The organism is Gluconobacter vitians, from assembly GCF_015244565.1.
GTDB lineage: Bacteria > Pseudomonadota > Alphaproteobacteria > Acetobacterales > Acetobacteraceae > Gluconobacter > Gluconobacter vitians.
Map to the genome: position 1 here is coordinate 83,548 of NZ_JABCQG010000006.1, position 23,265 is coordinate 106,812.

At 58.2% G+C, this 23,265-nt stretch carries 17 protein-coding genes and 1 riboswitch; of the genes, 7 read left to right on the top strand and 10 right to left on the bottom strand.

Features of this window, described 5'->3' with window-relative positions:
- Positions 1–112: 112 nt before the first annotated feature.
- The gene (locus HKD24_RS06550) at positions 113–1,540 is read right to left on the bottom strand and encodes a methyl-accepting chemotaxis protein (protein ID WP_194259560.1); all 1,428 of its coding nucleotides are present in this window, start codon (positions 1,538–1,540) and stop codon (positions 113–115) included.
- A 198-nt stretch (positions 1,541–1,738) separates the two neighbouring features.
- Positions 1,739–1,868: riboswitch (TPP riboswitch) on the top strand.
- A gap of 92 nt (positions 1,869–1,960) precedes the next feature.
- Here HKD24_RS06550 and HKD24_RS06555 point away from each other — a divergent pair.
- The 4 genes from HKD24_RS06555 (at position 1,961) to HKD24_RS06570 (ending at position 7,798) form a co-directional block, all read left to right on the top strand.
- Positions 1,961–4,402, top strand: a complete 2,442-nt coding sequence (locus HKD24_RS06555) for a TonB-dependent receptor (RefSeq protein WP_228124219.1) — start codon at positions 1,961–1,963, stop codon at positions 4,400–4,402.
- A 2-nt stretch (positions 4,403–4,404) separates the two neighbouring features.
- Positions 4,405–5,559, top strand: a complete 1,155-nt coding sequence (locus HKD24_RS06560; protein ID WP_194259561.1) for a phosphotransferase enzyme family protein — start codon at positions 4,405–4,407, stop codon at positions 5,557–5,559.
- Positions 5,550–6,131: a nicotinamide riboside transporter PnuC gene (pnuC, locus tag HKD24_RS06565; protein ID WP_194259562.1), complete on the top strand. Its 582-nt coding sequence runs from the start codon at positions 5,550–5,552 to the stop codon at positions 6,129–6,131. The genes HKD24_RS06560 and pnuC overlap by 10 nt, the downstream gene beginning before the upstream one ends.
- Positions 6,132–6,301: 170 nt before the next feature.
- Complete coding sequence (locus tag HKD24_RS06570) at positions 6,302–7,798, top strand: hypothetical protein (protein WP_194259563.1); 1,497 nt, start codon at positions 6,302–6,304, stop codon at positions 7,796–7,798.
- Between the two features lie 110 nt (positions 7,799–7,908).
- Here the strand turns inward: HKD24_RS06570 and HKD24_RS06575 are convergent, their stop codons facing one another.
- Genes HKD24_RS06575 through HKD24_RS06590 form a run of 4 tightly spaced genes read right to left on the bottom strand, consistent with a single transcriptional unit; the run spans position 7,909 to position 14,129 of the window.
- Positions 7,909–8,256 (bottom strand): hypothetical protein, encoded by a 348-nt coding sequence (locus HKD24_RS06575; RefSeq protein ID WP_194259564.1) that lies wholly within the window; start codon positions 8,254–8,256, stop codon positions 7,909–7,911.
- A 12-nt stretch (positions 8,257–8,268) separates the two neighbouring features.
- Positions 8,269–9,735, bottom strand: coding sequence for an efflux transporter outer membrane subunit (locus HKD24_RS06580; protein WP_194259565.1), 1,467 nt, complete (start codon positions 9,733–9,735; stop codon positions 8,269–8,271).
- The gene (locus tag HKD24_RS06585; RefSeq protein WP_322783289.1) at positions 9,732–12,908 is read right to left on the bottom strand and encodes an efflux RND transporter permease subunit; all 3,177 of its coding nucleotides are present in this window, start codon (positions 12,906–12,908) and stop codon (positions 9,732–9,734) included. Before HKD24_RS06585 ends, HKD24_RS06580 begins: the two co-directional genes overlap by 4 nt.
- Positions 12,909–12,914: 6 nt before the next feature.
- Positions 12,915–14,129 carry an efflux RND transporter periplasmic adaptor subunit gene (locus tag HKD24_RS06590; protein ID WP_228124220.1) on the bottom strand — a complete coding sequence of 405 codons (1,215 nt, stop codon included), beginning with the start codon at positions 14,127–14,129 and terminating at the stop codon, positions 12,915–12,917.
- Positions 14,130–14,243: 114 nt separating this feature from the next.
- On the opposite strand from HKD24_RS06590, the gene HKD24_RS06595 reads away from it, so the two are divergent.
- On the top strand, positions 14,244–14,906 hold the full coding sequence (locus tag HKD24_RS06595) for a TetR/AcrR family transcriptional regulator (RefSeq protein WP_228124221.1): 663 nt from the start codon (positions 14,244–14,246) through the stop codon (positions 14,904–14,906).
- Between the two features lie 13 nt (positions 14,907–14,919).
- Here the strand turns inward: HKD24_RS06595 and HKD24_RS06600 are convergent, their stop codons facing one another.
- The 5 genes from HKD24_RS06600 to HKD24_RS06620 form a co-directional block, all read right to left on the bottom strand.
- Complete coding sequence (locus HKD24_RS06600; RefSeq protein ID WP_194259567.1) at positions 14,920–17,028, bottom strand: tetratricopeptide repeat protein; 2,109 nt, start codon at positions 17,026–17,028, stop codon at positions 14,920–14,922.
- A gap of 437 nt (positions 17,029–17,465) precedes the next feature.
- Entirely contained in the window at positions 17,466–18,206 is a 741-nt protein-coding gene (locus HKD24_RS06605) for a MotE family protein (protein ID WP_194259568.1), read from the bottom strand.
- 6 nt (positions 18,207–18,212) lie between these two features.
- Positions 18,213–18,710, bottom strand: a complete 498-nt coding sequence (locus tag HKD24_RS06610; RefSeq protein ID WP_194259569.1) for a DUF6468 domain-containing protein — start codon at positions 18,708–18,710, stop codon at positions 18,213–18,215.
- Between the two features lie 14 nt (positions 18,711–18,724).
- Positions 18,725–19,843: a flagellar motor switch protein FliM gene (gene fliM / locus HKD24_RS06615; protein ID WP_322783290.1), complete on the bottom strand. Its 1,119-nt coding sequence runs from the start codon at positions 19,841–19,843 to the stop codon at positions 18,725–18,727.
- Entirely contained in the window at positions 19,840–20,316 is a 477-nt protein-coding gene (locus HKD24_RS06620; protein WP_194259570.1) for a flagellar basal body-associated FliL family protein, read from the bottom strand. Before HKD24_RS06620 ends, fliM begins: the two co-directional genes overlap by 4 nt.
- Positions 20,317–20,379: 63 nt before the next feature.
- On the opposite strand from HKD24_RS06620, the gene HKD24_RS06625 reads away from it, so the two are divergent.
- Both HKD24_RS06625 and HKD24_RS06630 read left to right on the top strand, forming a co-directional pair.
- Positions 20,380–21,639, top strand: coding sequence for a lytic transglycosylase domain-containing protein (locus tag HKD24_RS06625; RefSeq protein ID WP_194259571.1), 1,260 nt, complete (start codon positions 20,380–20,382; stop codon positions 21,637–21,639).
- 191 nt (positions 21,640–21,830) lie between these two features.
- Positions 21,831–23,246: an amino acid permease gene (locus HKD24_RS06630; RefSeq protein WP_194259572.1), complete on the top strand. Its 1,416-nt coding sequence runs from the start codon at positions 21,831–21,833 to the stop codon at positions 23,244–23,246.
- The last annotated feature ends 19 nt before the right edge of the window (positions 23,247–23,265 follow it).

Genomic DNA, 23,265 nt, shown 5'->3' on the forward strand with positions numbered 1-23,265 from the left:
TGGACGCGGAAGAAGCCGACTGACATGCCATCAGTTTCGGGAATATCCCGACAGATGTCGAGGCATGTCTCGAAAATGTTCCCCTACAGCCTCGGCGGAAAGAGCATGGTTTTCAGAATTCGCTCGGGGCCAGCGTCCGCGACGCGGAAAACACTTGTTTTGCGGAAGACTGTGCAGGACCGAACCTGAATCTGGACAATTCGGCAAACAGATCCTTCGCTTCGTTGCTCAGGTTCCGGCAGGCCACGTTGACCTCTTCCACCATCGCGGCGTTCCGCTGGGTCATCTGGTCCATCTCGTTAATGGCCTTGTTGATCGTCTCAAGACTCTCGGCTTCACCGGTTGCGGAATGGGAAATATCCTCGAGCAGGGACGTAATCCCGTCCACATGCTGGCTGATGATCTTCATCGACCGGTCCGCCTCGCCGACAAGATGAACACCTTCTTCCACCTGTCGCCCTGAAGACGTGATGATGTTCCGGATGTCCTGGGCGGATTTGGCTGAACGCTGCGCAAGAGCCCGGATTTCCTTGGCCACCACATCGAAGCCTTGGCCGGCCTCACCCGCGCGCGCGGCCTCGATCCCTGCATTCAGCGACAGGAGATTGGTCTGGAACGCAATTTCTTCGATCAGGCCCAGAATGCTCTCGACCTGCCGCGAAGAATTGCGGATTTCGCCCATGGCCGTATTGGCAGAATGCATGATCCCGGAGATCACGACCGTCTGTCCGCGCGTTTCCAAGGCTGTCTCACGTGCCTGCACCGCAGAGCGGGCGGTTTTCCCGACCGTTTTCGTGATGCTGTTGATGGATGCGGCGGACTCAGCAAGATTGACGGCCTGCCGCTCCGTCCGCTCGCTCAGTTCAGCAGAGGCTGACGCGATTTCTGACGTTCCATTGGCGATAACAGATGTGGCATCGGAAATCTTGGCAATCGCTGTCCGGTAAATCTGGATAAGCGTGTTGAAATCCTGACGGAATTCTTCAAACCTGTCCTGAAAGTGCTCCTGGAACGTGAAGGTCAGATCCCCTTTCTTCACGATTTCCATCCCGGCACAGATCGTCCCGATCGTCTCACCCTGCAGCCGTCGGATGCTCTCGCTTTTTTCCGACAGTTCCTTCTGGATACGCGCAGCCCCGCGAGCCTCTTCTGCAGACAGTTCCTGGAGCTTCAACTGGTTCTGGCTGTTTTCCCGGAATGACTGCAGGGAACGTGCAAGCCGCCCAGCGCAGTCCTGATGATGCAGACACGGAATGGTGATGTTCAGGGCGCCACCCGCTACTTTTTCCGTGGCAGCGGTGATCTGCTCGAACGGGACGGCGATAACCCGGATCGCAAATCTGGCAATCAGGAGCGTCAGAGCGACCTGAAACAGAAGTCCGGCGCACTGGGACAGGACCTGCTCATGCCGGTAATGCGTAAAAAGATGCTGGAAAACCTGTTCGACCACGAACTGAAGAACAGCGATCAGCACAAGAAAAGCGAAAAGCGCCTTGATCTTCTGGCGGACGTAGGCTGTTTTTTCAATCCAGTTTAGCATTTTCGCCTTTTACCCTGGAACCTGCTTCGTATTCAGGACCCTTCAAGAGATCATTCAAAGCTAGGCGCGTCGTTATTAATAAATAATGAAGATAGCGCGCGGAATTGTGTGCCCGGTTCCGGTGGCCGCACGTCGAACCATCGCAGAGCGCACCAATCCCCTCATATTGACAATTTTTCTCCTACGGAGGATTTCTGGCGCTTCACCGTGGGGAGCCCTGGCATGGGGCTGAGATTCTGCTGGTATGACCGTCAAAAGTCATGTGGCGCAGTGACCCATCGAACCTGATCCAGTTCATACTGGCGGAGGGATGGTGGTCGCTGTCTGCCCGACGCATGTTCATGCACAATGCAGCCAGCAGCTTGAGCCTTTCCTGTCAGAACTGAGATCTCACTGCTTGCAGGCGAGGAGTCTCTGATTATGGCATACAGACAACACCCGGCCAGTCTGGTCCCAGCGTCTCCTGTTCCCCGGTCGCGGTATCGCAGCGTGCTGCCGGTCCTCATTGGCACGACGGTCTGCCTGTCTACCGCCCGGGCAGCCGATATACCGGTTCCGACATCTCCCCCGGTCCAGCAGACAGCTCCGCAGCCTTCTGCCGCGCATCCCCCCAAGGCAGAGCACATCATTGTCCACCGGGTCTCGGACAGCGCTTCCGGCAACCAGCCGGGGGGCGGACTGATTCATCTGCAGGACGGCGTAAAATCCGTCAGTACGGTCAGTCAGGATTTCATTTCCAAACAGGCTCCAATGGCGACGGCCTTTCAGCTTGCCTCCATGCTGCCAGGCGCCAATGTCTCCTCATCCGATCCGATGGGCTTTTCACCAAATACGAACATCACCGTCCGCGGGCTCGATAACAGCGCCATCGGCTATGTCCTCGAAGGCATGCCGCTGAATGACGTGGCCTATTATTCCGGCACGCCGAGCCAGTTCGCGGACAGCGAGAACTATCAGGAAATCGCCTTGGCGCAGGGATCGGCCGATCTCGACAGTCCCGTTCTGAATGCGGCCGGCGGCCTGATGAACCTGACATTCCGCGACCCCGCCAAAAAGGCCGGTGGCGATGCCAGCGTGTCTTATGGATCCTACAACACCAACCGCGAATTCATCCGCCTCGATACCGGCGACATCGCCCATACCGGCATCCGTGGCTTCGTATCCTATTCCCATGGCGCAACCGACAACTGGCGCGGACCCGGACGCGACGAGAAACAGCACGTCGATTTCAAGTTTCTCAAGGAATGGGGACAGGGCAACCGCGCCAGTCTCCTTGGCTCTTTCAACACGACCATCACAAGCTGGTATCCCGAACCGACGATGGACAGCTGGGAATCGGACGGAATCAAAGGACAGAACAACCTTCTGGCCCACTATGACAGCAGCAATCCCGAAAACGGCGCGAATTACTGGCGCCTGTGGCGGGACGGAGAACGCACGCTTTATGGCGGGGCGCCCGTTCATCTGACACTGACAGACCGCCTGTCCCTGGACGTCACACCTTACGCCCAGTTCGCCTATGGTAACTGGCCGGGCGGAAGCACGATGTCCACCTCCGGCCTCTATCAGGGCACGCAGGCCCTGTCCGACACGCTGAACCTGCCCGGCGCGCAGGACGGCGTCGGCGTGGTCCGCGCGGATTATACCCAGCGCAGCTACCGCTCCGGCTTTACCAGCGCCCTGCATTACAAGACCGGCTGGAACGATTTCGTCCTGGGGTACTGGTACGATTACGGCGACGACAACGAGCAGCAGCCGTTCACGGCCGTCCAGACCAACGGATATGCCCCGGACATCTGGGCGAAAAACGGCAAGGACGTGATCCGCCTGTCAAACGGCGAGCGGCTTCTGGGCGGCAGTTTCCATACCATTTCCCAGACCAATGCCCTGTTCGTCGGCGACCACATGTCCCTGCTGCACGACCATCTGGCCATCGATCTCGGCTTCAAGGCCGTCATGATGAGCCGTGATGGCACGAACAGCCTGCCGGGCCCGCAGTACCATGTCGCGTCCAACAGCATGGAGCCCCTGCCCCGTCTGGGTGTGCGCTGGCGGATTGATGGCGAGAACCAGCTTTTCTTCAACGCCACAACCAATTTCCGCGCACCCGATCAGACCGCGCTTTACAACACCTATGACCCGTCTTCGGGCGAGATGTACGGAACCGGCTCCACGGATGTCCGCAATGAATATTCCATTTCCGAAGAGCTGGGATATCGCCGGACGGGACGCTGGATCATCGGCAGCCTGACGCTGTTCAACTACAACTTCACCAACCGCCAGATCTCCACGCAGGCCGTGCAGAACGGCTCCATCGTCAGCACGACCATGAATGCCGGCGGCCAGACGTCACGCGGCGTGGACGTGGAAATCGGCCTGCGCCCCTGGCACCATTTCAGCCCGTATGTGTCGGGTGAATACCTGCACGCCACCATCGACAACGACCTGATGTCCGGCGGGGACCTTCTGCGCACCCGTGGCAAAATCGCTGTCCGCAGCCCCACCCTTCAGGCCGCGGCCGGACTGAGCTACGATGATGGACACATCTTCGGCGTCGCCACCGTGCATTACACCGGCCACCAGTACGCCACCTTCATGAATGACGAGCGCGTCTCGGATCATACGACGGGTGATCTCGCCATTGGCTACCGCTTTTCGGATCATATCCATCTGCATCAGCCGACGCTGCGGATGAACTTCATCAACATCACGAACGAGCACTATCTTTCAGGCGTGGCCAGCCCCACCCTGAACGCGAAGGACACAACCGGCGTCTATGGCACCACCATCGCCGGCAGTGCCCCGAGCTATTATATCGGTGGCGGCTTCGCGGCCCTGTTCACCGCCTCCACGGGATTCTGAGCATGGCAGAGGCATCCGGACAGTTCGGCGTCAACGGTCCCGAAAACAAACGCGACTGGCCGGCACTGTCGGATGCCGAAGCCCGCAGGGTCCTGTCCCATTTCCCGCTTCCTTCCTCTGCTCGACAGGTCGTCTGGCACGGACGGCGCCCATTTTCCTCAACGGGCGTTGTCTCGCTGGAAAACGGGAGCCGGGTTTTCGTCAAACGTCATGACCATTGTCTGCGCGATGCCGCAGCGCTCGCAGAAGAGCACCGCTTCATCACGCATCTGGCCGAACAGGGCGTTCCGGTCGGCCAGACATGGCGTACGAAAACCGGGCAGGCCGCCCTCGATCTCGATGGCTCAGCATACGAAGTCTTTTCCATCATGTCCGGCCATGACCTGTACGAAACCGTGCAATCCTGGGAGCCATTCCATAACGTCAAACACGCCTTTTCCGGCGGCCTGCATCTGGGGCGGCTTCACGACGCGGCCAGAAGTTTCCATGCCCCTGCCCGCCCTTCCCGACGCCCCCTGCTCTCTACGTTCGAGGTCATCACATCGCCTGACCTGATGGCCAGACTGGAACGCTGGATCCCGCAACAGGCAGGACTAGCCAGAGCGCTGACCTATCATCCCTGGCGTGAGGATATCCCCGCCGCCCTGCTGCCGTTTCATGAGAGACTGAAACCCCATCTCGGCACGATCCAGCCCCGCTGGGGCCATGGCGACTGGCATCCCTCCAACCTGTTCTGGAGCGGAACCGGGGCAGACGCACAGGTCTGCGGCATCCTTGACTTCGGCATGTCGGACCGCACCTGCGCCGCCTATGACCTCGCAGTCGCTATCGAACGTACCGCCATCGCATGGCTGGAGCCCCGCAACGACTGCCCTGTCACCCATGACCGACTGGAAGCCTTCCTGTCAGGTTATCTGTCACAATACGCCCTCTCGGTTGAGGAGCGGAGATTGGTGCCCCTTTTCCTGCCGCTGGTGCATGTCGAATATGCCCTGTCCGAAGTCGCCTATTATGAGACGCTCGTCCACGACAAGGCCGGCGTAAAAGCCGCCTATACGAATTACCTGCTGGGCCACGCCTACTGGTTCGCTTCCCCTGCCGGACAGCAGCTCCTCCAGTGGCTGACGCAGGCTCTTCAGGCACTTCCATGTCCCTGATCGAGATTTTTGGAGCCGTCCTCAGCGCACTGGCCGTATGGCTGACCTCGCGGCGCAGCATGATCTGCTGGCCCGTCTCGCTGGCTGCAGCCGGACTCTATTGCTGGATTTTTCTGAAAGCGCGTGTCTACGCTGATGCAGGACTTCAGATCGCTTTCAGCCTCTATGTCATCTACGGATGGCAACACTGGCGCCAGATGGAAAAGTCTGACGGGAGGATCTGTGTCCGCCGTCCCACCAGTCGCACACTTGTCAATGGCATGCTCTGCGGCGCGGCAGGCAGCGCAGTCTGGGCGTTTGTCCTGGCCCGCTTTACCAATGACCCCAATCCCCTCATGGATGCCACTCTGACCGCTTACAGTATCGTCGCCCAATGCTGGGACACGATGCGCTACCGCGAGACCTGGCTCCTGTGGATCATGGTGGACAGCACCTATGTTGGCCTGTTCATAACGCGTGGTCTTTATCCAACCGCAATACTGTATGCGGGCTTTGTTTTACTGGCCGCTAACGGATACCGTCTCTGGAAACCAGAAAGTTCGTCCAGACCCTCGTCCATCCTGCCCTCCTGATCTCAGAAGAACAGATTCGGGACAAAAACGGGGAAATGAACAAAATCGACTCCTTAAGCCGTTCTGAAAATACTCGCTCTGGATATCATCCAAATTCTTGACTCGTATTGGTGATCTATATTTTATCAGAATCGATAAAAAATTTTTTAGGGACGAGATTTATGATCATAATGGAAGGCAAAGAACTCGTTCTTCATTTTCATGAAGGAAATACGAAATATTGCGTTTTGACCTTTCCGGCAAGGCTCGAAACCCAACACGCACGAAATACCTTTTTTGGCGAAAGTATATTCAAGAAGTACAACATATCATCCATTGGCCTCACAACCAAAGTAGATAACTGGTACATATGCGATGAAATGGACGGGTTTATTCAAAAGATAAAAACCATAACTGAAAAATACAATAAAATAGTAGCTATCGGCCCTTCCATGGGCAGTTATCCTGCAATAAAATACTCAAAAATTCTTAATGTACACAGAATATTGGCGCTGGCACCAAAATGGACCATAGATCCTGACCTGATAAATCTGGAGGACGATAATACAAGAAAAGGTTTATTAAGCGGAAATATGCACGACATTATAAACCGTGTTTATACAGAGGATAAAAAGGGACATTGCATCGAGGAAAATGACGTAGAGGATAATCTTATCGTATGTTACGACCAACATAGCGAACTCGACAGAAGTAATATTGAAAAGTTAAGGACCGTAATTAATTTTGAAGAAGTTCTGTTTCCTTATTGCGGGCACGAAATTATTCAGCAGTTAAAGGGATCTGAAAATATCAAAAATATAGTCCATTCAATGGTTTGCGATGACATAAAGACAACCTGCAGGCTCTTGTCAAAAATAAGACGATCTCACAAAACCAAAATCAGCCGGTATTATGATGTCGCTCAGGAAAGACACCCCGTTTACTGCTTCCTGATGTTAAAAAAATTTATTGATGGCAAGCTTCCCGGATACAAGGACTTTTTGTTCAGGCAACATTTCTTTTCCGGCTTGATGGACAAATCAATAAGAAAAAAAATGCCTTGGGCTGCTAAGGATGTGGAGTTCTATTTCAGAAATAAATTAATCTCCAAGGCATCTGAAAACAGACATTTATCTACCGAGCCAAGCTACAGAAGCGATGTTTTCAACATCACGGATTATCATGGGGGCCGGCTGGAGTACTCTTTACGAGACGAAACCCTGTTTGCCTCTAATTATTTTTTTGGATCCAGAGACTTTGCCATAAACGTCTTTGCAAAAAAAATCCGCTCCGAAATATTCCTGGTCACAATATTTGATGGGCAGACTTTCTATCTGCATTTCAAGGATGGAAAAATCCTTCTCAGCAATTTTGCTGAGAATGTATCCCTATTGAAATTGAGTCCCACGTCCCCGCCCCAGCAGAATGATTTTTTCTACGACAACAATTTCATGAAGGATATATTCCGGGTCGTAACGCCTCAGGGTTATATGATGTCCATGCCGAATGGACATATTGTCTTCAATTCATCCAATACCCTGGCCTGGGAAAGCTTTACCCTGCATGCGCCTCTCGATGAGAGAGCACCCGTTCAAACCCGGAATATCCAGAAAGATGTCAAGCTTGCCATCAGTGAGAAGCCAAAAAAGAAAGCCGGGCTTTTTTCGCGTCTCATCAGTTCAAAATAGAGCAGATTCCGATACAGATTTTTTCCAATATCGATTTTGTAGCTTCACCTTGTGAAGCATTAAAAAAACTGCCCTGACGCTTCAGGGCAGTTTTTTATCAGACCAGAAAATCAGTCAATATTCGCATCTTCCGGCAGGGGCTGGATCTGACGCAGCTTGCCGTAGCGATCGTAATAAAACACCGATGTTCCGCGCCGTTCGGCATAGCCGTCGGGCTGGCCATCCTTCGTCTGGAACAGGAGCCGGAACGCATCCGGCTGTTCAATCACCTTGTCCCCTGGCGGACGATACCGATAGCGGCTGAAATCGGCATGGCTCTTGGGCAGCGACGAGTTATGATACAGGTCGTGCATGCTCGGCTTCTTGGGCCCGTCATCCGCATCCTGCGCCACAGCCGTGCCAAGGGCCGCGCCTGAAACAGCGAGGGCGGCCAGTACTGGGACAATCAACCTGCGCATGAAGCTCTCCGGTCAGTGCGTTTGTGAGGGCACCTTAGGCGAAACCGTCTTCTGGCTCCACCCACCTCCGAGCGCGCGATACAATGTCACAATATTCTGGAACCGCGCGGCCTTCACCGTGATGGCATTCTGCTGCGCCTGAAAAAGCGTGCGCTGCTGCGTCAGGGTCGTCAGATAACTATCGATTCCGGCCCGATACCGCATCATGGCGAGATCAAACGCCTTCTGGGATTGCCCGACCAGTTCCGCCATGTGACGGTCCTGCGCCGTATAGGTCTCCCGCGCTGTCAGAGCATCGGAGACTTCACGGAACGCGGTCTGCACGGTTTTTTCGTACTGCGCGGCATATTGCAGCTTCTGCCCTTTCGCCATCCTGAGGTTTCCTTCGCTCTGACCCCAGGTGAAGATCGGCACACTGATCGACGGCGAGACGGTCCAGGTTTCCGCGCCCGGCGTGAAGAGCTTGCGGAACTGCAGCGAACTCGTGCCTTCAGACGCCGTCAGCGTCACGCGCGGGAAGAACGCCGCACGGGCCGCCCCCACATTGGCGTTCGCGCCGATCAGCGTATGTTCGGCCGCGCGAATATCCGGACGCTGCGCCAGCAGATCCGAGGGCAGACCTTCCGGCAGATCGCCGATCATGGTCTGCGCCCCGAATGGTGCTGGCTCAGGCAGGTCGGCTGGCAGAGGCGTCCCTACCAGAAGCTGAAGCGCGTGCTCGTCGTCCGCCACGGCGCGTAGATACTGCGCCTCGTAAGCCGACGCCTGCTCCACCTGTGTCTTGACCTGCGCCAGCGTCAGCGCATCCGCTTCCCCGTTGTCATAGGCAAGCTGCGTCAGACGCAGCGTGTCGTTTTCGGATTTCAGGGTATCGCGCGTCACCCGAAGCTCTTCACGATCCGCGAGCCACTGGATGTAGGTCGTGCCGATCTGCGAGACGGTCGTGAGCAGCACATTGCGGGTATTTTCCACACTGTTCAGCACGGCTTCCATCTGCTGGCGCGTCAGGTTCCGGATACGTCCCCACAGATCGACCTCATAGGACGAAAATCCGATGGATGTCTGATACAGGCGCAGCGTGGAGATGTTGGTGCCCAGACCCGGCGCGAAGGAGAAACCTGCCGTGTCGGACGGGCCAAGGAACAGTCCCTGCCCCCCCGTTGAAATGATCGGGAAAAGGGATGCGTTCTGGATCTCGTACTGACCGCGTGACACCGTCACCGCCGCAGCCTGAGCCGCGATATCGCGGTTGTTATGCAGCGCAAGTTCCACGAGCGCCTTCAGACGCGGATCGGTATAGAAATCCTGCCACCCCAGATTGGCAACCTTGGCAGCCGCCGTAACATTCTTCGAGCCCGTATCGGCCGGATAGCTGTTCTGTATGGCCTGCGTCGGCTGATGATAGGTCGGGGCCAGATTGCACCCCGACACCAGCAGCAGACCGGGAAAGCCGAGAGTAAGTCCGAGACGGGCCTTCATGCGCCGTGCTCCCCTTCGGCGACAGGTGCCGCCTTGTTGTCCAGATGGGCATACGGATCCTTGCGGTCACGCACCCGCGTGACCCGAAACAGACGCAGCACCACCACAAAGAAGACCGGTACGAAGTAGATCGCCAGCAGTGTCGCGGACACCATGCCGCCCACGACGCAGGTGCCGATCGCCACGCGCGCCGCCGATCCCGCACCTGTCGCAATCGCCAGCGGAAACACACCGCAGACGAAGGCGATCGAGGTCATGAGGATCGGACGCAGACGCTCGCGCCCGGCCTCCAGAACCGAGTCTTCCAGACTTTCTCCACTTTCGAAGAAGGCCTTGGCGAATTCCACGATCAGGATCGCGTTCTTCACCGACAGACCAACCGTCGTCAGCAGACCCACCTGGAAATAGACATCGTTGGAAAGTCCACGGCCCAGCGTCGCCACGATGGCACCAAGCACACCCAGTGGCAGCACCAGCAGCACCGCAAACGGAATGGCCCAGCTTTCATACAGCGCCGCCAGACAGAACATGATGATGATCACGGCCAGCCCATAAAGCGGCGCTGTCGATCCACCCGAAGCAAGCTGCTCAAACGACAGACCTGTCCACTCATAGCCGATACCACGCGGCAGCTTGGCCAGAAGCTTTTCCATCTCCGCCATGGCCTGTCCGGAGCTTGCACCCACGGCAGGCTGCCCCTGGATTTCGTAGGAGTTCAGACCGTTATAGTCCTCGACCTTCTGTGGACCATTAATCCAATGCCCCGAGGCAAAGGCGTTGAACGGCACCATCGTCCCGATCGCATTGCGGACATACCAGCGGTTCAGGTCCTCCGGCGTCATGCGCGCCCAAGGCTCACCCTGGATATAGACCTGCTTGACGCGGTCATTGCGCATGAACTGGTTGACGTAGATCGAGCCCAAGGCTCCTTCGAGCGTCGTGTTGATATCCGCATTGGTCAGGCCAAGTGCATTGGCGCGCTCACGGTTGATATCCAGACTGAATTGCGGCGCATCTTCCATACCCAGCGGGCGCACCGCCTGAAGCAACGGATTCTGTGCCGCTTCACTCAGGATCTGGTTTCGCGCTGCCAGCAGGGCGTCATGACCCAGATGCCCAGTATCCTCCAGTTCAAGGTCGAAACCGGTTGCATTGCCCAGTTCCATCACGGCCGGCGGATTGACGGCGAAAATCTGCGCCTCCGGATCCATCCAGAAATGCATCATGATTTCGCGCGACACCGTCATGGTCGTATGCGCGGAGCCCGGCCGCTGATCCCAGGGCTTCATCCGGATGAAGAATGCACCCGCACTCTGCCCCTGACCCGCGAAGCTGAAGCCCGTCATGGTGAAGACGGATTCAACATACTGGCCATAGGTCTTGAGAACGTAATCGGTGATCTTGCGGTTGACGGCGGCCGTCTGCTCCTGGGTCGCCCCGTTGCGCATCGTGACCTGGCCGAAGATGATCCCCTGATCCTCATCTGGCAGGAAGCCGCCCGGCACCCGCATGAACAGGAACCCGACCAGCCCCGCCAGCAGCGCAAACGCGATCATGCTGACGACCGGAACACGAATCATCCATTTCACACCGCCGATATACCCGTTCGTCAGACGATCGAACGTCCGGTTGAACCAGGCCGCAGGACCACGCTCATGGCCTTTATGCGTCGGCTTGAGCATGGAGGCACACAGCGCCGGTGTCATGACCATCGCCACCAGAACCGACAACCACATGGCCGCGACGATGGTGATGGAGAACTGGCGATAGATCACACCCGTCGAACCGCCAAAGGCCGCCATCGGCAGGAACACCGCCGTCAGCACCAGCACGATACCCACAAGCGCGCCCGAGATCTCGTCCATGGAGACGCGGGCCGCTTCCTTGGGAGACAGTCCCTTGTCGGTCATGACACGCTCGACGTTTTCGACCACCACGATCGCGTCATCGACCAGCAGGCCAACCGCCAGCACCATGGCCAGCATGGTCAGGGTGTTAATGCTGTAGCCCAGAATGGACATCAGCCCGAATGTTCCCAGCAATACGACCGGCACCGCGATCGTCGGGATCAGCGTCGCACGGAAGTTCTGCAGGAAGATCAGCATCACGATGAACACGAGGACAATCGCCTCGATCAGCGTCTCAACCACTTCATGAATGGAGAGCGTGATGAACGGCTCGGTATCCAGCGGATAGACGAGCTTCAGACCCTGCGGGAAATAACGGCTCAGCTCGTTCAGACGCGCGCGGACAGCCGCTTCGGTCTTGAGCTGGTTCGCACCCGGCGCCAGCTTGAGCGCCATCGCGGATGCGGGATGGTTGTTATAGACAGACCCGAGTGCGTAGCTCTGTGCTCCAAGCTCGACGCGTGCCACATCCTTCAGGCGTACCTGACTACCATCCTGCTGCACTTTCAGCAGGATTTCCTTGAACTGGTCCGGTGTGCTCAGACGTGTCGGACCAATGATCGTGGCATCAAAACCAATACCTTTCTTGGCCGGCAGACCACCAAGTTCACCAGACGAGACCTGAATGTTCTGTGCCGAAATCGCCGCCTGCACATCCCCGACCGTCAGGCCGAAATTGTACAGCTTGGACGGATCAAGCCAGACGCGCATCGCGTATTCCGAGCCGAACAGCGTGTGATCGCCTACACCCGACACACGCGACAGCGGATCGGAAATGTTGGACGCCACATAATCCGCAATGTCCTGGCCGGACATGCTGCCATCTTCGGAAATGAAGGCCAGAACCATCATGAAGTTCTTGGTGGCCTTCGTGATGCTCAGGCCCTGAGCCGTCACTTCCGTCGGCAGACGCGGCTGGGCAAGCTGCAGCTTGTTCTGGACCTGAACCTGCGCAATGTCAGGGTTCGTGCCCTGCTCGAACGTCAGGTCGATCTCCATCTGGCCGCTCGCATAAGACGAAGCGGACAGGTATTCGAGATGATCCAGACCATACATCTGCTGCAGGATCGGGCGCACAACCGTGTTGTTCACCGTCTCGGCAGAAGCCCCCGGATACATGACCGAAATAGCAATCTGCGGTGGCGCGATGCTCGGATACTGCGCGATCGGCATACGCGTGATCGCAACAGCACCGACGAGCATGATGATCAGACCGATGACCCACGCAAAGATGGGCCGGTCAATGAAGAAGCGGGACAATGACATGCGGGGTTACTCCGCCTTTCCCGCAGGGGCGTCAGCCGGGACATCATGCGGCGTCACCTTCGCGCCGGGCTGCACCTTCTGCAGACCGTTCACGATCACCTTCTCTCCGGCTTTCAGCCCATCCGAGACCAGCCAGGATTCCCCAACCGTCCGCGAGACCTGAATGGAACGCTGGACAACCTTGTTCTCGCTATCCACGATCATGACGTAAGGATTGCCCTTGGCGTCACGCGCCACGGCAACCTGAGGCACCAGCAGACCGTTCGGATCAATGCCTTCCTGGATATGCGCATGCACGAACATGCCCGGCAGCAGCAGATGATCGGGGTTCGGGAAAACCGCCCGCATGACGAGCGTTCCGGTTGACGGATCCACCGTGACTTCGGAAAGCTGAAGCTTGCCGCGTGCCGGATAATCGGAACTGTCTTCCAGCTTCAGGCTGACGGCCGCCGCATCCGTCCCGCTGCGCTCGACCTGACCGTTCGCCAGTTCGCGCTTAAGGCGCAGCATGTCGGCCGCCGCAAGATTGACGTCCACATAGATCGGATCAAGCCGCGTCACGACTGCGATCGGCTGGGTCTGCCCCGCTGTGAGCAACGCACCCGGCGTATAAAGCGTACGGCCGATCCGGCCGCTGATGGGCGCCCGGACATGCGTATAATTCAGATTGACGGCAGCCGCTTCCACCGCTGCCTTCGCCTGCGCCACCTGAGCCTCGGCCTCACGCGCCGTCGCAAGTGTGTTATCGAAATCCTGCGAACTCACGGCATGCGCCGCCACCAGCGGACGATACCGCTTCAGCTGACCACTCGCCCGCGCAGCCGCAGCCTGTGCATTCAGAAGCTGCGCCTTTGCTTGGTCATAGGCCGCCTGATAGGGCGCGATATAGATCTGGAAAAGCTGCTGCCCGACCTTGACGTCCGCACCCTGCTCGAAATCACGCGAGACAATGACACCATTCACCTGCGGACGGATCTGTGCCTGCTCATAGGCATCCGTCCGACCCGGCAGAGACGTCTCAAGCGTGACGGGCTGCGTCTTCAGCGTCACCACATCGACAGGCTGCGGCGGCATTTGCGGAGGCGGCGTTTTTTTCTGACACCCGCCGACCAGCAGCGGAAGTGCCAGAAATGGCACCAGAAAGGTTCCCTTCCCAGCCCACGGACCGACCGGAAACAGGGCCGCAGAAGAATTCAAAGACGTTTTCTGAAAAGAAGGCATGATACGGCCGCTATCCTGTGATACAGAAACCCGCTAGTTTCCTGCGAGGACGGAAACTAGCGGGTTTCTTTGACAGACGTCAATTCAGTCTGTGAAATAATATCGGAGTTGATCTTGAGCAGTCAGTCGAGCAGCCAGTCCGAAGACCGGAAACAGCCCTGCTGTGGCCGTCCTGCACAGCTCGACGAAGCCGAAAGACGCACCCGGATCCTGGATGCAGCCAGCGCGGTTCTGACCACGCACGGCTATCATGCCGCGTCAATGGACAGCATCGCTGCCTGCTCGGGCATGTCCAAGAAAACCCTTTACCAGTTCTTCGACTCCAAACATGCCCTTTTCGAGACCCTGATCCTCGAAAGGCTTTTCGCCCCGATCAACTACACCCCCCTGCCTTCAGATCCCATGGAAAAGCAGCTTCTGGGACTGATGACCCGTATCGCGGCCTGCATGTTCTGTGATGAACGCCTGAGCCTGCTGCGCTCCGTCATTACGGAAACCAGCCGCAACCCTGCAGTTCGTCAGCTGGTGGCAGATCTCTTTCAGCTTTCAGGCCGCGTTTTGCCCATCCAGAACTGGCTGACCACCCAGTCCGAAGCCGGCAGACTGGATATTCCGGACATCTCCGAGGCGTCGGACCTACTGTTCGGTATGACCCTGGGTGGTCCCATGCTCGGTCAGCTCACACATTGCAAACCCAATCGTTCACAAGAGCAGCTCGAGGCATTCATGGCATATGGCATCCGGGTTTTCTTGGAAGGACACCGTCCGACCGCTTAACCCTGAGCACGGCCTAACCGCCTGCGGACACCGGCGGTGAGGCCTCGTCGTGGCCTCCTGTCAGCAGACGGAAAACGCCCTCGGAAGACGTGCCTTTCATCAGGGGAGCAAAACGGGTCTGCAGATTTTTAAGCGTCTGTTGATCCTGCGCCCTGGAGGCATCCCCGCCAATCCGAAGGACAAGAGCCTGCTGTTCCGCTGAGAGCTGTGCTCTCGTATCGTCTGCACCCGTTGGAAGCCCGTCCAGCATGGGCAAAAGCGCTTCCACGGCCCGGGACCATTCACCGGCCTTTTCAGCCATCTGAGCCCGCAAATCCCATGCACGCGGATCACGGATTGTCGCCAGTTCGCCCGCAGCTTCATCAGACCGATGATCAGCAAGCGAAATCCGTGCCTTCAGCAAGGCCACTTCTACAGTCTGACTGCTACTTCCTCCAGGCAGAGCCATGGCGGCATCGGGAGAACCTTCAGCAAAAACCGCGAGATCCTGCCGGGCAGCCTTGAGATCGCCCATATCCAGCTCAAGCCTGGCCAGTCGAATCCGGACATCCATGGCCTTTGAGCCAGTTTCACAAGCCAGAAGACTTCGCAATGTCTCCCGTTCCTGATCCGGCAGCCCCAGCGCTTCGTAACGACGCGCCAGTCCATCGAAAATATCCCGCCGCGAAGTATCGTCAGCCGCGTGAACCAGTGCGTCTTTCAAAAACGCAACCTCATCCATATTCTGCCGCGCGCCTGAAGACGCCGACTGTGCCATCCGTCGAATGATATCGGTCTTCTGCGGTTGGATTTCGGCCATATCATCCGGATAAAGATGGCTCCACTCCTGCACTGCCGAAGCAGCGGCTCCAAGGTTGCCACCTTTCATGAAAGCCTCGAGCTGGAAAATACGGCCGGCCTTTTCCCGGCCTGCAACCCGAAGGGCAGGCAGGATGCTATCCACCTGATCCGCGACAGCCTGTGGAGATAATATCTTTTTCTCCAGCGCAAGTCGGAGAGATGCTTCCCGAGCCACAGGCCAGACAAGAGGTGATGGATCGCGCGCAAGCACAGACAGCTTCGCTTCCGCATCCTGTGCGTTCCTGCGCGCGGCAAGAAGCGCTCTGGCCAGAGCGACCTGTGGGTTATCCGGCGATTGATCCAGGATTTTTGTAGCGCTGTCTCCTCCGTAGCGCGCAATCCACTGCGCGGCTGGCGGTAGGAGGCGATCGCGTAAAGGTGCCGCGTATGCCTGCAGGACCGGCAGGCCCGTGGCAATCAGGTCAGCGGTATGAAGGCGATCATTTTCATCAGACCCTGACACAGCCTGTCCGGTCCGACTGGCTGAAGGCAGAAGCATCCGCATCATTCCACGCCAGAGCTGATCTTCCGGGGTATTTCCTCCGTCTTCCGCCAAGGAAGAAGAACCCGGTCGCGCATTGAGCACAGCCGATATCTGCTGCAACCGACGCGCTTCGGGTTTCTCTATTCCTTCCGGCCAGTCCTGCAAGGCAACCTGCATGACTTCACCCAGAAGAGGCCCGTTCCCCGCCCGGGCTGCAGCCTGCGCAACCCGCATGCGCGCATCAAAACGATCACCCGAAGAGGCCAGCGCCGCAGAAATCATACTGCGCCTGAGAGACTCCCGCAGTTCCTCCGGCTTCCCCGCACTCAGGCTTACGCCACTCAGAGAGGAGCCATAGGGCTGAAGCCGGTTGGATGCCATCAACGGGAAACTGTCCGGACCGGTTGTATCCAGAACCAACTTTCCGCCCGTCTGACGCAATTCGATGGTGTCAGCATCGGCAGCAATCACAACGCCAATCAGACTGCTCCGAACCGCAAACCCCGTTCCCAGACGACGCATGGTCTTCTGAATCCGTCCTGACCGAGTCATTCCAAGCAAAAGCCGTCGCCCCGAGTCAGGATCATCCAGCGCAACGACCTGCGGCAGACCTTCTTCAACAGGGGGCATGAAGGTCAGGGCGTTTCCGTCCTGCCCCAGCAGCATATCGTCTTGAGGCTTCATGTCCGAAGCAACCGACACCGTCCAGCCCGCGCCAACCGGACGCAGGACAGGATTACGTTCATCTGACAACCCAATGGTAATCACCGTCACATCCGGCAGCATATGGCTGGACACGGATGTAAAAGGTCCCATTCCTGACAGTCCCGCAGTATCAAGGACATGTCGTCCTGCGGCCACCAGAACAAGATTCTGGCCATTCCTAAAAGCAGCTACAGGCGTCAGTTCACCCAGCGGCAACCACAATCCGGTTGCACCGGGAACCTGTACGGATGGCCCTTCGGAAGGCGCTGTCGTGCTTTGTGGACGACCTTCAGACGATGAACCGGTCCCGGAAGCGGCCTGCTTTTCCTGGACTGCTTTTTCCGGATGAGGAAAAAGAGGAGAGGGATCGTTCAGGAAAGACCACCCGGCAGGCAACAGATTTCCACCTGTAGCCTTTGCCGAATGTCCCGCATCAGTCTCGGGCTTTGAGCCAGGGACTCTAGCGGCAGGGGCCGCTATTGCCGCTCCAAGAGACGACAATCCCAGTACTGTAGCCAGAAACGCCCGTCTCATCCGTTACCACCAATCCGGGTGGCCGGCCGTGCATGGGAGTTCACCAGAAGCTGCGTGGCCAGAATGGCACGCTGTGGAGACATGGCTTCCATGATGGCCGAAGCCTTGCGGGGATTCATTTTATTGAGAAGCGCTACCCCCACACGCAGATCGAGAATATTGAAGATCGCTGCCGCATCCTCCGGCTTCATGGCCTGATAGATTTTGACCAGACGATCTGCATCGTCATTCCGCAGCTGATCCGTATGCTGCTCACTGCTCTCGAGGGCGGTTCGTGAATTCTCCAGCGCCGTCATCCGGCGTTGCAGTTCTTCCTCGGCTGCATCCACCAGACGCTGTCGATCATTCAGAGCAGCATCCCTGCGATCCAGTTCCTTTTCGCGGGTAGCAAGCTGCTCCGCCAGTACGGGATCTGTTGGCTGTGCCGCGGATGCCGGAGCCGCTGGCGCAGGTCCCTTGCAGCCCCCGTGCGCACAGAGATCATCCATTTTGGGAGCGGTTGCAGAAGAAGGTGGCGGAGGCGCTACGGCCTTTGAAGGCTGAGCCGATGGAGAAACCGGAGCCGGCGCCTCAGCCTGCGGCTGCGGCTGCGGCTGCGGCTGGGCCATGGCAGCTGCGGTCAGGGACGAGGAGGCAGAGTCCGTGTCGTCCATCAGGTCACCGGCGATCGCGTAGATCTTGACCCCCAGAAGAACAATCATCAGACCACAGGCAAGGTGCAGGATACGGAAAAACATGGCTGCTTATCCCTGCTTCTGACGAAGGGCACGCAGGAGTTCACGTTCAGCAGCGCTCTTACTGCCGCCGGGCTTCATCGTCCGTACTTCATCCGGTTTCAGGCGAAGTGCCGAGCGGAACGGGGTTTCTTCAGGCCGTTCCTCGACCCGCTGGGAGGCTTTTACGCCTGCCGTCGCCGCTCGTCCCGCAGGCAGAAGAGATTCCAGCTGCTGGGCAAGGGTTTCGGACCGGTCACACAGCATCGCAAGATCTCGCTTCAGGCTTTTGCCGGATTCGACGGTCTTGCCCAGGGCGCGTCCCACGAGTTCGGTCGTCTGTCGCAGATGATCAATGCCGGACTGGGCCTGTGCACTACTGGACTGGAGGCTTGCAATCAAAGCATCGAGCTGTCCGCGGTCACGCCGCAGGACGGAAAGGGCACGTCCGAGATAAAGACTGTAGAAAATCGTCACCAGCAGCAGCGCTGACAGGGCAATCTCGATCCAGAGCTGAAATCTGTCCATGAAATATGCTCCGTTCAGCTATAGGATGTGGCACGATCCGTGCCGGGTTTCTGGTTGATAACGTCTTCAATCTTGATGGCGACCTGCCCCTGCTTGCGGCCGACCCGCCCTGTAAAAAGGGCATGTTCGCCACAGCGCAGACTGACGAGGGCATCCGGCTTGCGACGCAGGATCAGTTGATCTCCTGGAGCGAGCTTCATGATATCCTTGAGGTTCACGGTCTGCTCTTCCAGGACGGCGTCGAGGGTCAGATCCGTCTGCCAGAGCTCCTCGGCAAGGTGATTTTCCCACATGCCGTCATGACCGAATTTCTCACCCATGAACTGCTGCAGCAGAATGTCCCTGACAGGCTCAAGAGTGGCATGCGGCAACACCACGTCCACATCACCGCCCCGGCCTTCCATATCGACACCGAAACGGGAAGTAACGACGCCGTTGCCAGCACGGCAGATCATCGCGAAACGTGAATTCATCTCCAGCCGCTCAAAATGGAAATTGACGGCACAGAGCGGACTGAAACTCGTTTCCAGATCGTCCAGGATGATCCTGACCATGGGCTCGATCAGAGCGCGTTCAATCGCAGTATGATGCCGTCCCGTCTGGCGGCTGGTTGGACCGTTGGACGCGATGTCGCTGCGGAGATGTCCTCCGAGAAGCGCGTCGACGATGCTGTAGATCAGGGGCGAACTCAGCACGATGATGCCGTAATTGTCCCATTCTTCCGCTTTGAAGACCGCGAACATGGCCTGTCCCGGCACTTTTTCGAGATAGTCCCCAAAACGCTGTGATCCCAGGCGGTCCATCGAGACTTCGACATTGTCGCTGGTAAAATTGCGCAGGCTCGTCGTCAGGATTCTCGTGAAACGGTCAAAGACGACTTCGAGCATCGGCAGCCGCTCGGACGATACGCCGGACGTGCTGACCACACGCTCAATGCCCGTGCTGTCAACCGGACCACTGATCGCAGAGTCCTTGCCAAAAAAGCTGTCGATCTCGGCCTGACTCAGAACGTGGTCCTGATCGCTGTCAGACCCGAATCCCGCCGGGCCCTGTCCGGCCAAGGGAAAAGCCGCAGCAGGCATGTCGGCATCATGGTCCGCAAAAGCAGTATCGGCCTGTCGGTCGTCGCTCACTGCACCAGCACCTCTACGAAAAAGAGATCCCGAACCCGAAGAGGCGCCACGATATTGGTGATCTGCGCCAGCATGGTTTCCCGCAGCCGGTAAATGCCACTGCCGGAAAGCTCTGAAGGCTGCATTCCATGCAGACAGGTCTGGAACGCATCCTGGATCTGCGGCATCAGAGCTGACACATTTGCGGCGTTCTTGCTGTCCTCAACCTCAAGCCGGGCACCGATCCGGACATACCGCGTACGGTCCGTCCCGGAATCGAGATTGGAGAGAATGGTCGGAATGGTGATGGTCGTCCATTTCACCGGCTGGGAAGCGGCTGTCTTGGCCGACGGGGTTGCCGCGTGATGAAAATGCTTCCATGCAAAGGCTCCACCACCAGCCAGAAGCAGGCATGCCAGCACTGCAAGGATGATGATCTTGCGCTTACCCCCCTTCTTGACCGGGGTTTCGTTTTCCGGAGTCTCCGTCGTCACCGTTCGTCTGCCTTCTCTTTCGGACAGCGCTCATCATCGGCACAAAAGATTAACAGCGGGTTTATGATGCGCAGGAAAAGGCGAGTCTTCCTTCAGACGGGAACCATCATCCTGAGCCTCACAGCCCTTGCGGGCTGCGCCTCCCAGCGCTCTCCTTACAACCGCTATTATTCCTCAAGCGGTGCCTATCGCGCGCCCGGACCGGCAGGCGATCCGTGGCGGCCCTATATCCTTCAGGCTGCCAGCCGATTCTCGATTCCGCAGGAGTGGATCCGCGCCGTCATCCATCAGGAATCGGGAGGGCACCAGTTCCTGGACGGGCGACCCATCACATCCCATTCAGGGGCAATGGGTCTGATGCAGCTCATGCCCCAGACCTATGCCGACATGCGCTCGCGCTACGGCCTCCGGGCCGATCCCTATGAGCCACATGACAACATCATGGCGGGTACGGGCTATATCAGCATTCTTGCCCGCAAATATGGCGCCCCGGCCTTTCTGGCGGCCTATAACGCGGGTCCGCAGCGGCTTGAGGCTTACCTTTACGAAGGACGCCAGCTACCCAACGAAACCGTCAATTATGTCGCCAGCATCACGCCCCATCTTGGCACGCAGATTGCCATGACAGGTCCGCTAGCCGCTTATGCCAGCGCCGATCAACTAAATGCCTCCCAGTCGGGCACAGCCCTTGCAAGCCTCTCTCCTGCCCGGACTGCGGCCGCACCAGTCATGACCGCATCACGGAGCGTGGGACAGGTCTGGGCCAGCCGCCATGTCACAACCGCTGCCGCGCAGACGCCGATTGCCGCGCCCAGCGCCATTCCGTGTAATCCAGACGACGCCTACGACCCCGATGTGCCCTGCGCCGTCCAGCCCGTCAGCACACCGCAACTCGCGCCCCCTGCCGCGACGGCGAGTTCCACTCCCACAGACAGCAGCACGCTCGCTCTGCAACAGCCAGCCCCTGCCCGCGCTCTTCCGCCGCCGCCAGTCATTCCGACGCCTCACACCCTGCCAACGCAGCCTACGGAATCGACCACCATGGTCGTTGGCTACCATCGGCCCGGAAGCTATGGTCCTTGGGCCGTTCAGGTAGGGGCCTTTGCCAGTATCGGACAGGCAAAATTCGCGGCCACCATGGCGCGGCAGGCAGCCTTCACCCCGCTCCAGTCCGCCCGAATCGAAGTGCATCCGACATCCAGCCATGGCGCCACGGTCTGGCGCGCGCGTCTGACAGGAATAAACCGCGTCGGGGCAGCGCAGGCCTGCTCAACTCTTTCCGGACAAGGAATGGCCTGCATGGCCGTCCCGCCAGGGCATTGAGGGCACAGCCGAGAGAACAGTTTCGGCGTCAGAAGCAATCCGCGTTGGCAATGCGGTAACTTTCGCCTATGTTCCCATGCATGCCACACATAGCTGACGCGCATGAAGCGTAGGCCCTCACGGCCCCGCCTCTCGTCATGCCCCATACAGCTTTACCGACACCTTTTACGACGACTTCCCAGGACGTGCAGATGACGACAAGCCCGGCTCCCGATCACACCCCGACCCATGCAGGGGCCATCAGCGAGGAAGGCTATCACAAGGACCTCGGACGCCGTCATGTTCAGATGATCGCCATCGGTGGCGCCATCGGGACGGGACTGTTCCTTGGAGCGGGCTCACGCCTTCAGGTGGCCGGGCCGTCCCTTGCGATCATCTATGCGATCTGTGGTGTCTTCTCGTTCCTGATCCTGCGCGCGCTGGGTGAACTGGTCATGTACCGCCCGACCAGCGGCAGCTTCGTGACCTATGCGCGTGAGTTCCTCGGCGAGCGGGCCGCCTACATGGCGGGCTGGCTGTCCTTCCTGAACTGGGCCATGACCGGCATCGTCGATATCACGGCTGTAGCCCTCTATATGCATTACTGGGCAGTGTTCCTGCCGGTTCCACAATGGGTTTTCGCGCTCGTGGCTCTGGCGATCGTTGGCACCATGAATATGATCGGCGTACGCTATTTCGGCGAGATGGAGTTCTGGTTCTCCCTCATCAAGGTCGTGGCGCTGGCGCTTTTCCTTGTAGCGGGCGCCCTCATTCTCGGGACACGCATGCCGGTTGCGGGCCATACGACCGGCTTTCACCTGATTACTGAAAATGGCGGCATTTTCCCGCACGGGATGTTCTCGGCCCTCATGCTGCTTCAGGGCGTGGTCTTCGCCTATTCCGGCATTGAACTGCTGGGCACAGCTGCCGGTGAATGCGAGGACGCACGCGAAATCCTACCCCGCGCCATCAACAGCGTGATCTGGCGTATTGCCCTGTTCTATGTGGGCTCCGTGATCCTGCTGGTCTGCCTGCTGCCCTGGACCGAATATCATGCCGGCACCAGCCCGTTCGTGACGTTCTTCCAGGCGCTCGGCATTCCGGGCATTGGCACCATCATGAACATCGTGGTCCTGACCGCGGCTCTCTCCAGTCTCAATTCCGGCCTGTATTCCACCGGGCGCGTTCTGCGCGCCCTCGCCCTTGGCGGCTCCGGCCCGAAGGCTCTGGGCAAGCTGAACGGCAGCTCCGTCCCCTATGTCGGCATCCTCACCACACTGGCCGTCTATCTGGTGGGCGTAATGCTGAACTACTTCATCCCGTCCCGCGTGTTTGAAATCGTCCTGAACTTCTCCGCACTTGGCATCATCAGCACCTGGGGATTCATCCTGCTGTGCCAGCTGCGTCTGCGGGCTGCGATCAATCGCGGAGACATCGCGCCGACAGGCTTCAACATGCCCGGCGCGCCTTATACGACATGGGCCACGCTCGGCTTTCTGGGCTTTGTCCTGATCATGATGGCCTTCGACTATCCGGACGGCACAATCACGATCGGCGCCATCCCCCTGATCGGTGCCATCCTGATTGGCGGCTGGTGCCTGCTGGATCGCGGTCGCCGCCACGGCTGATCCTCTTTCCCGGCACAAA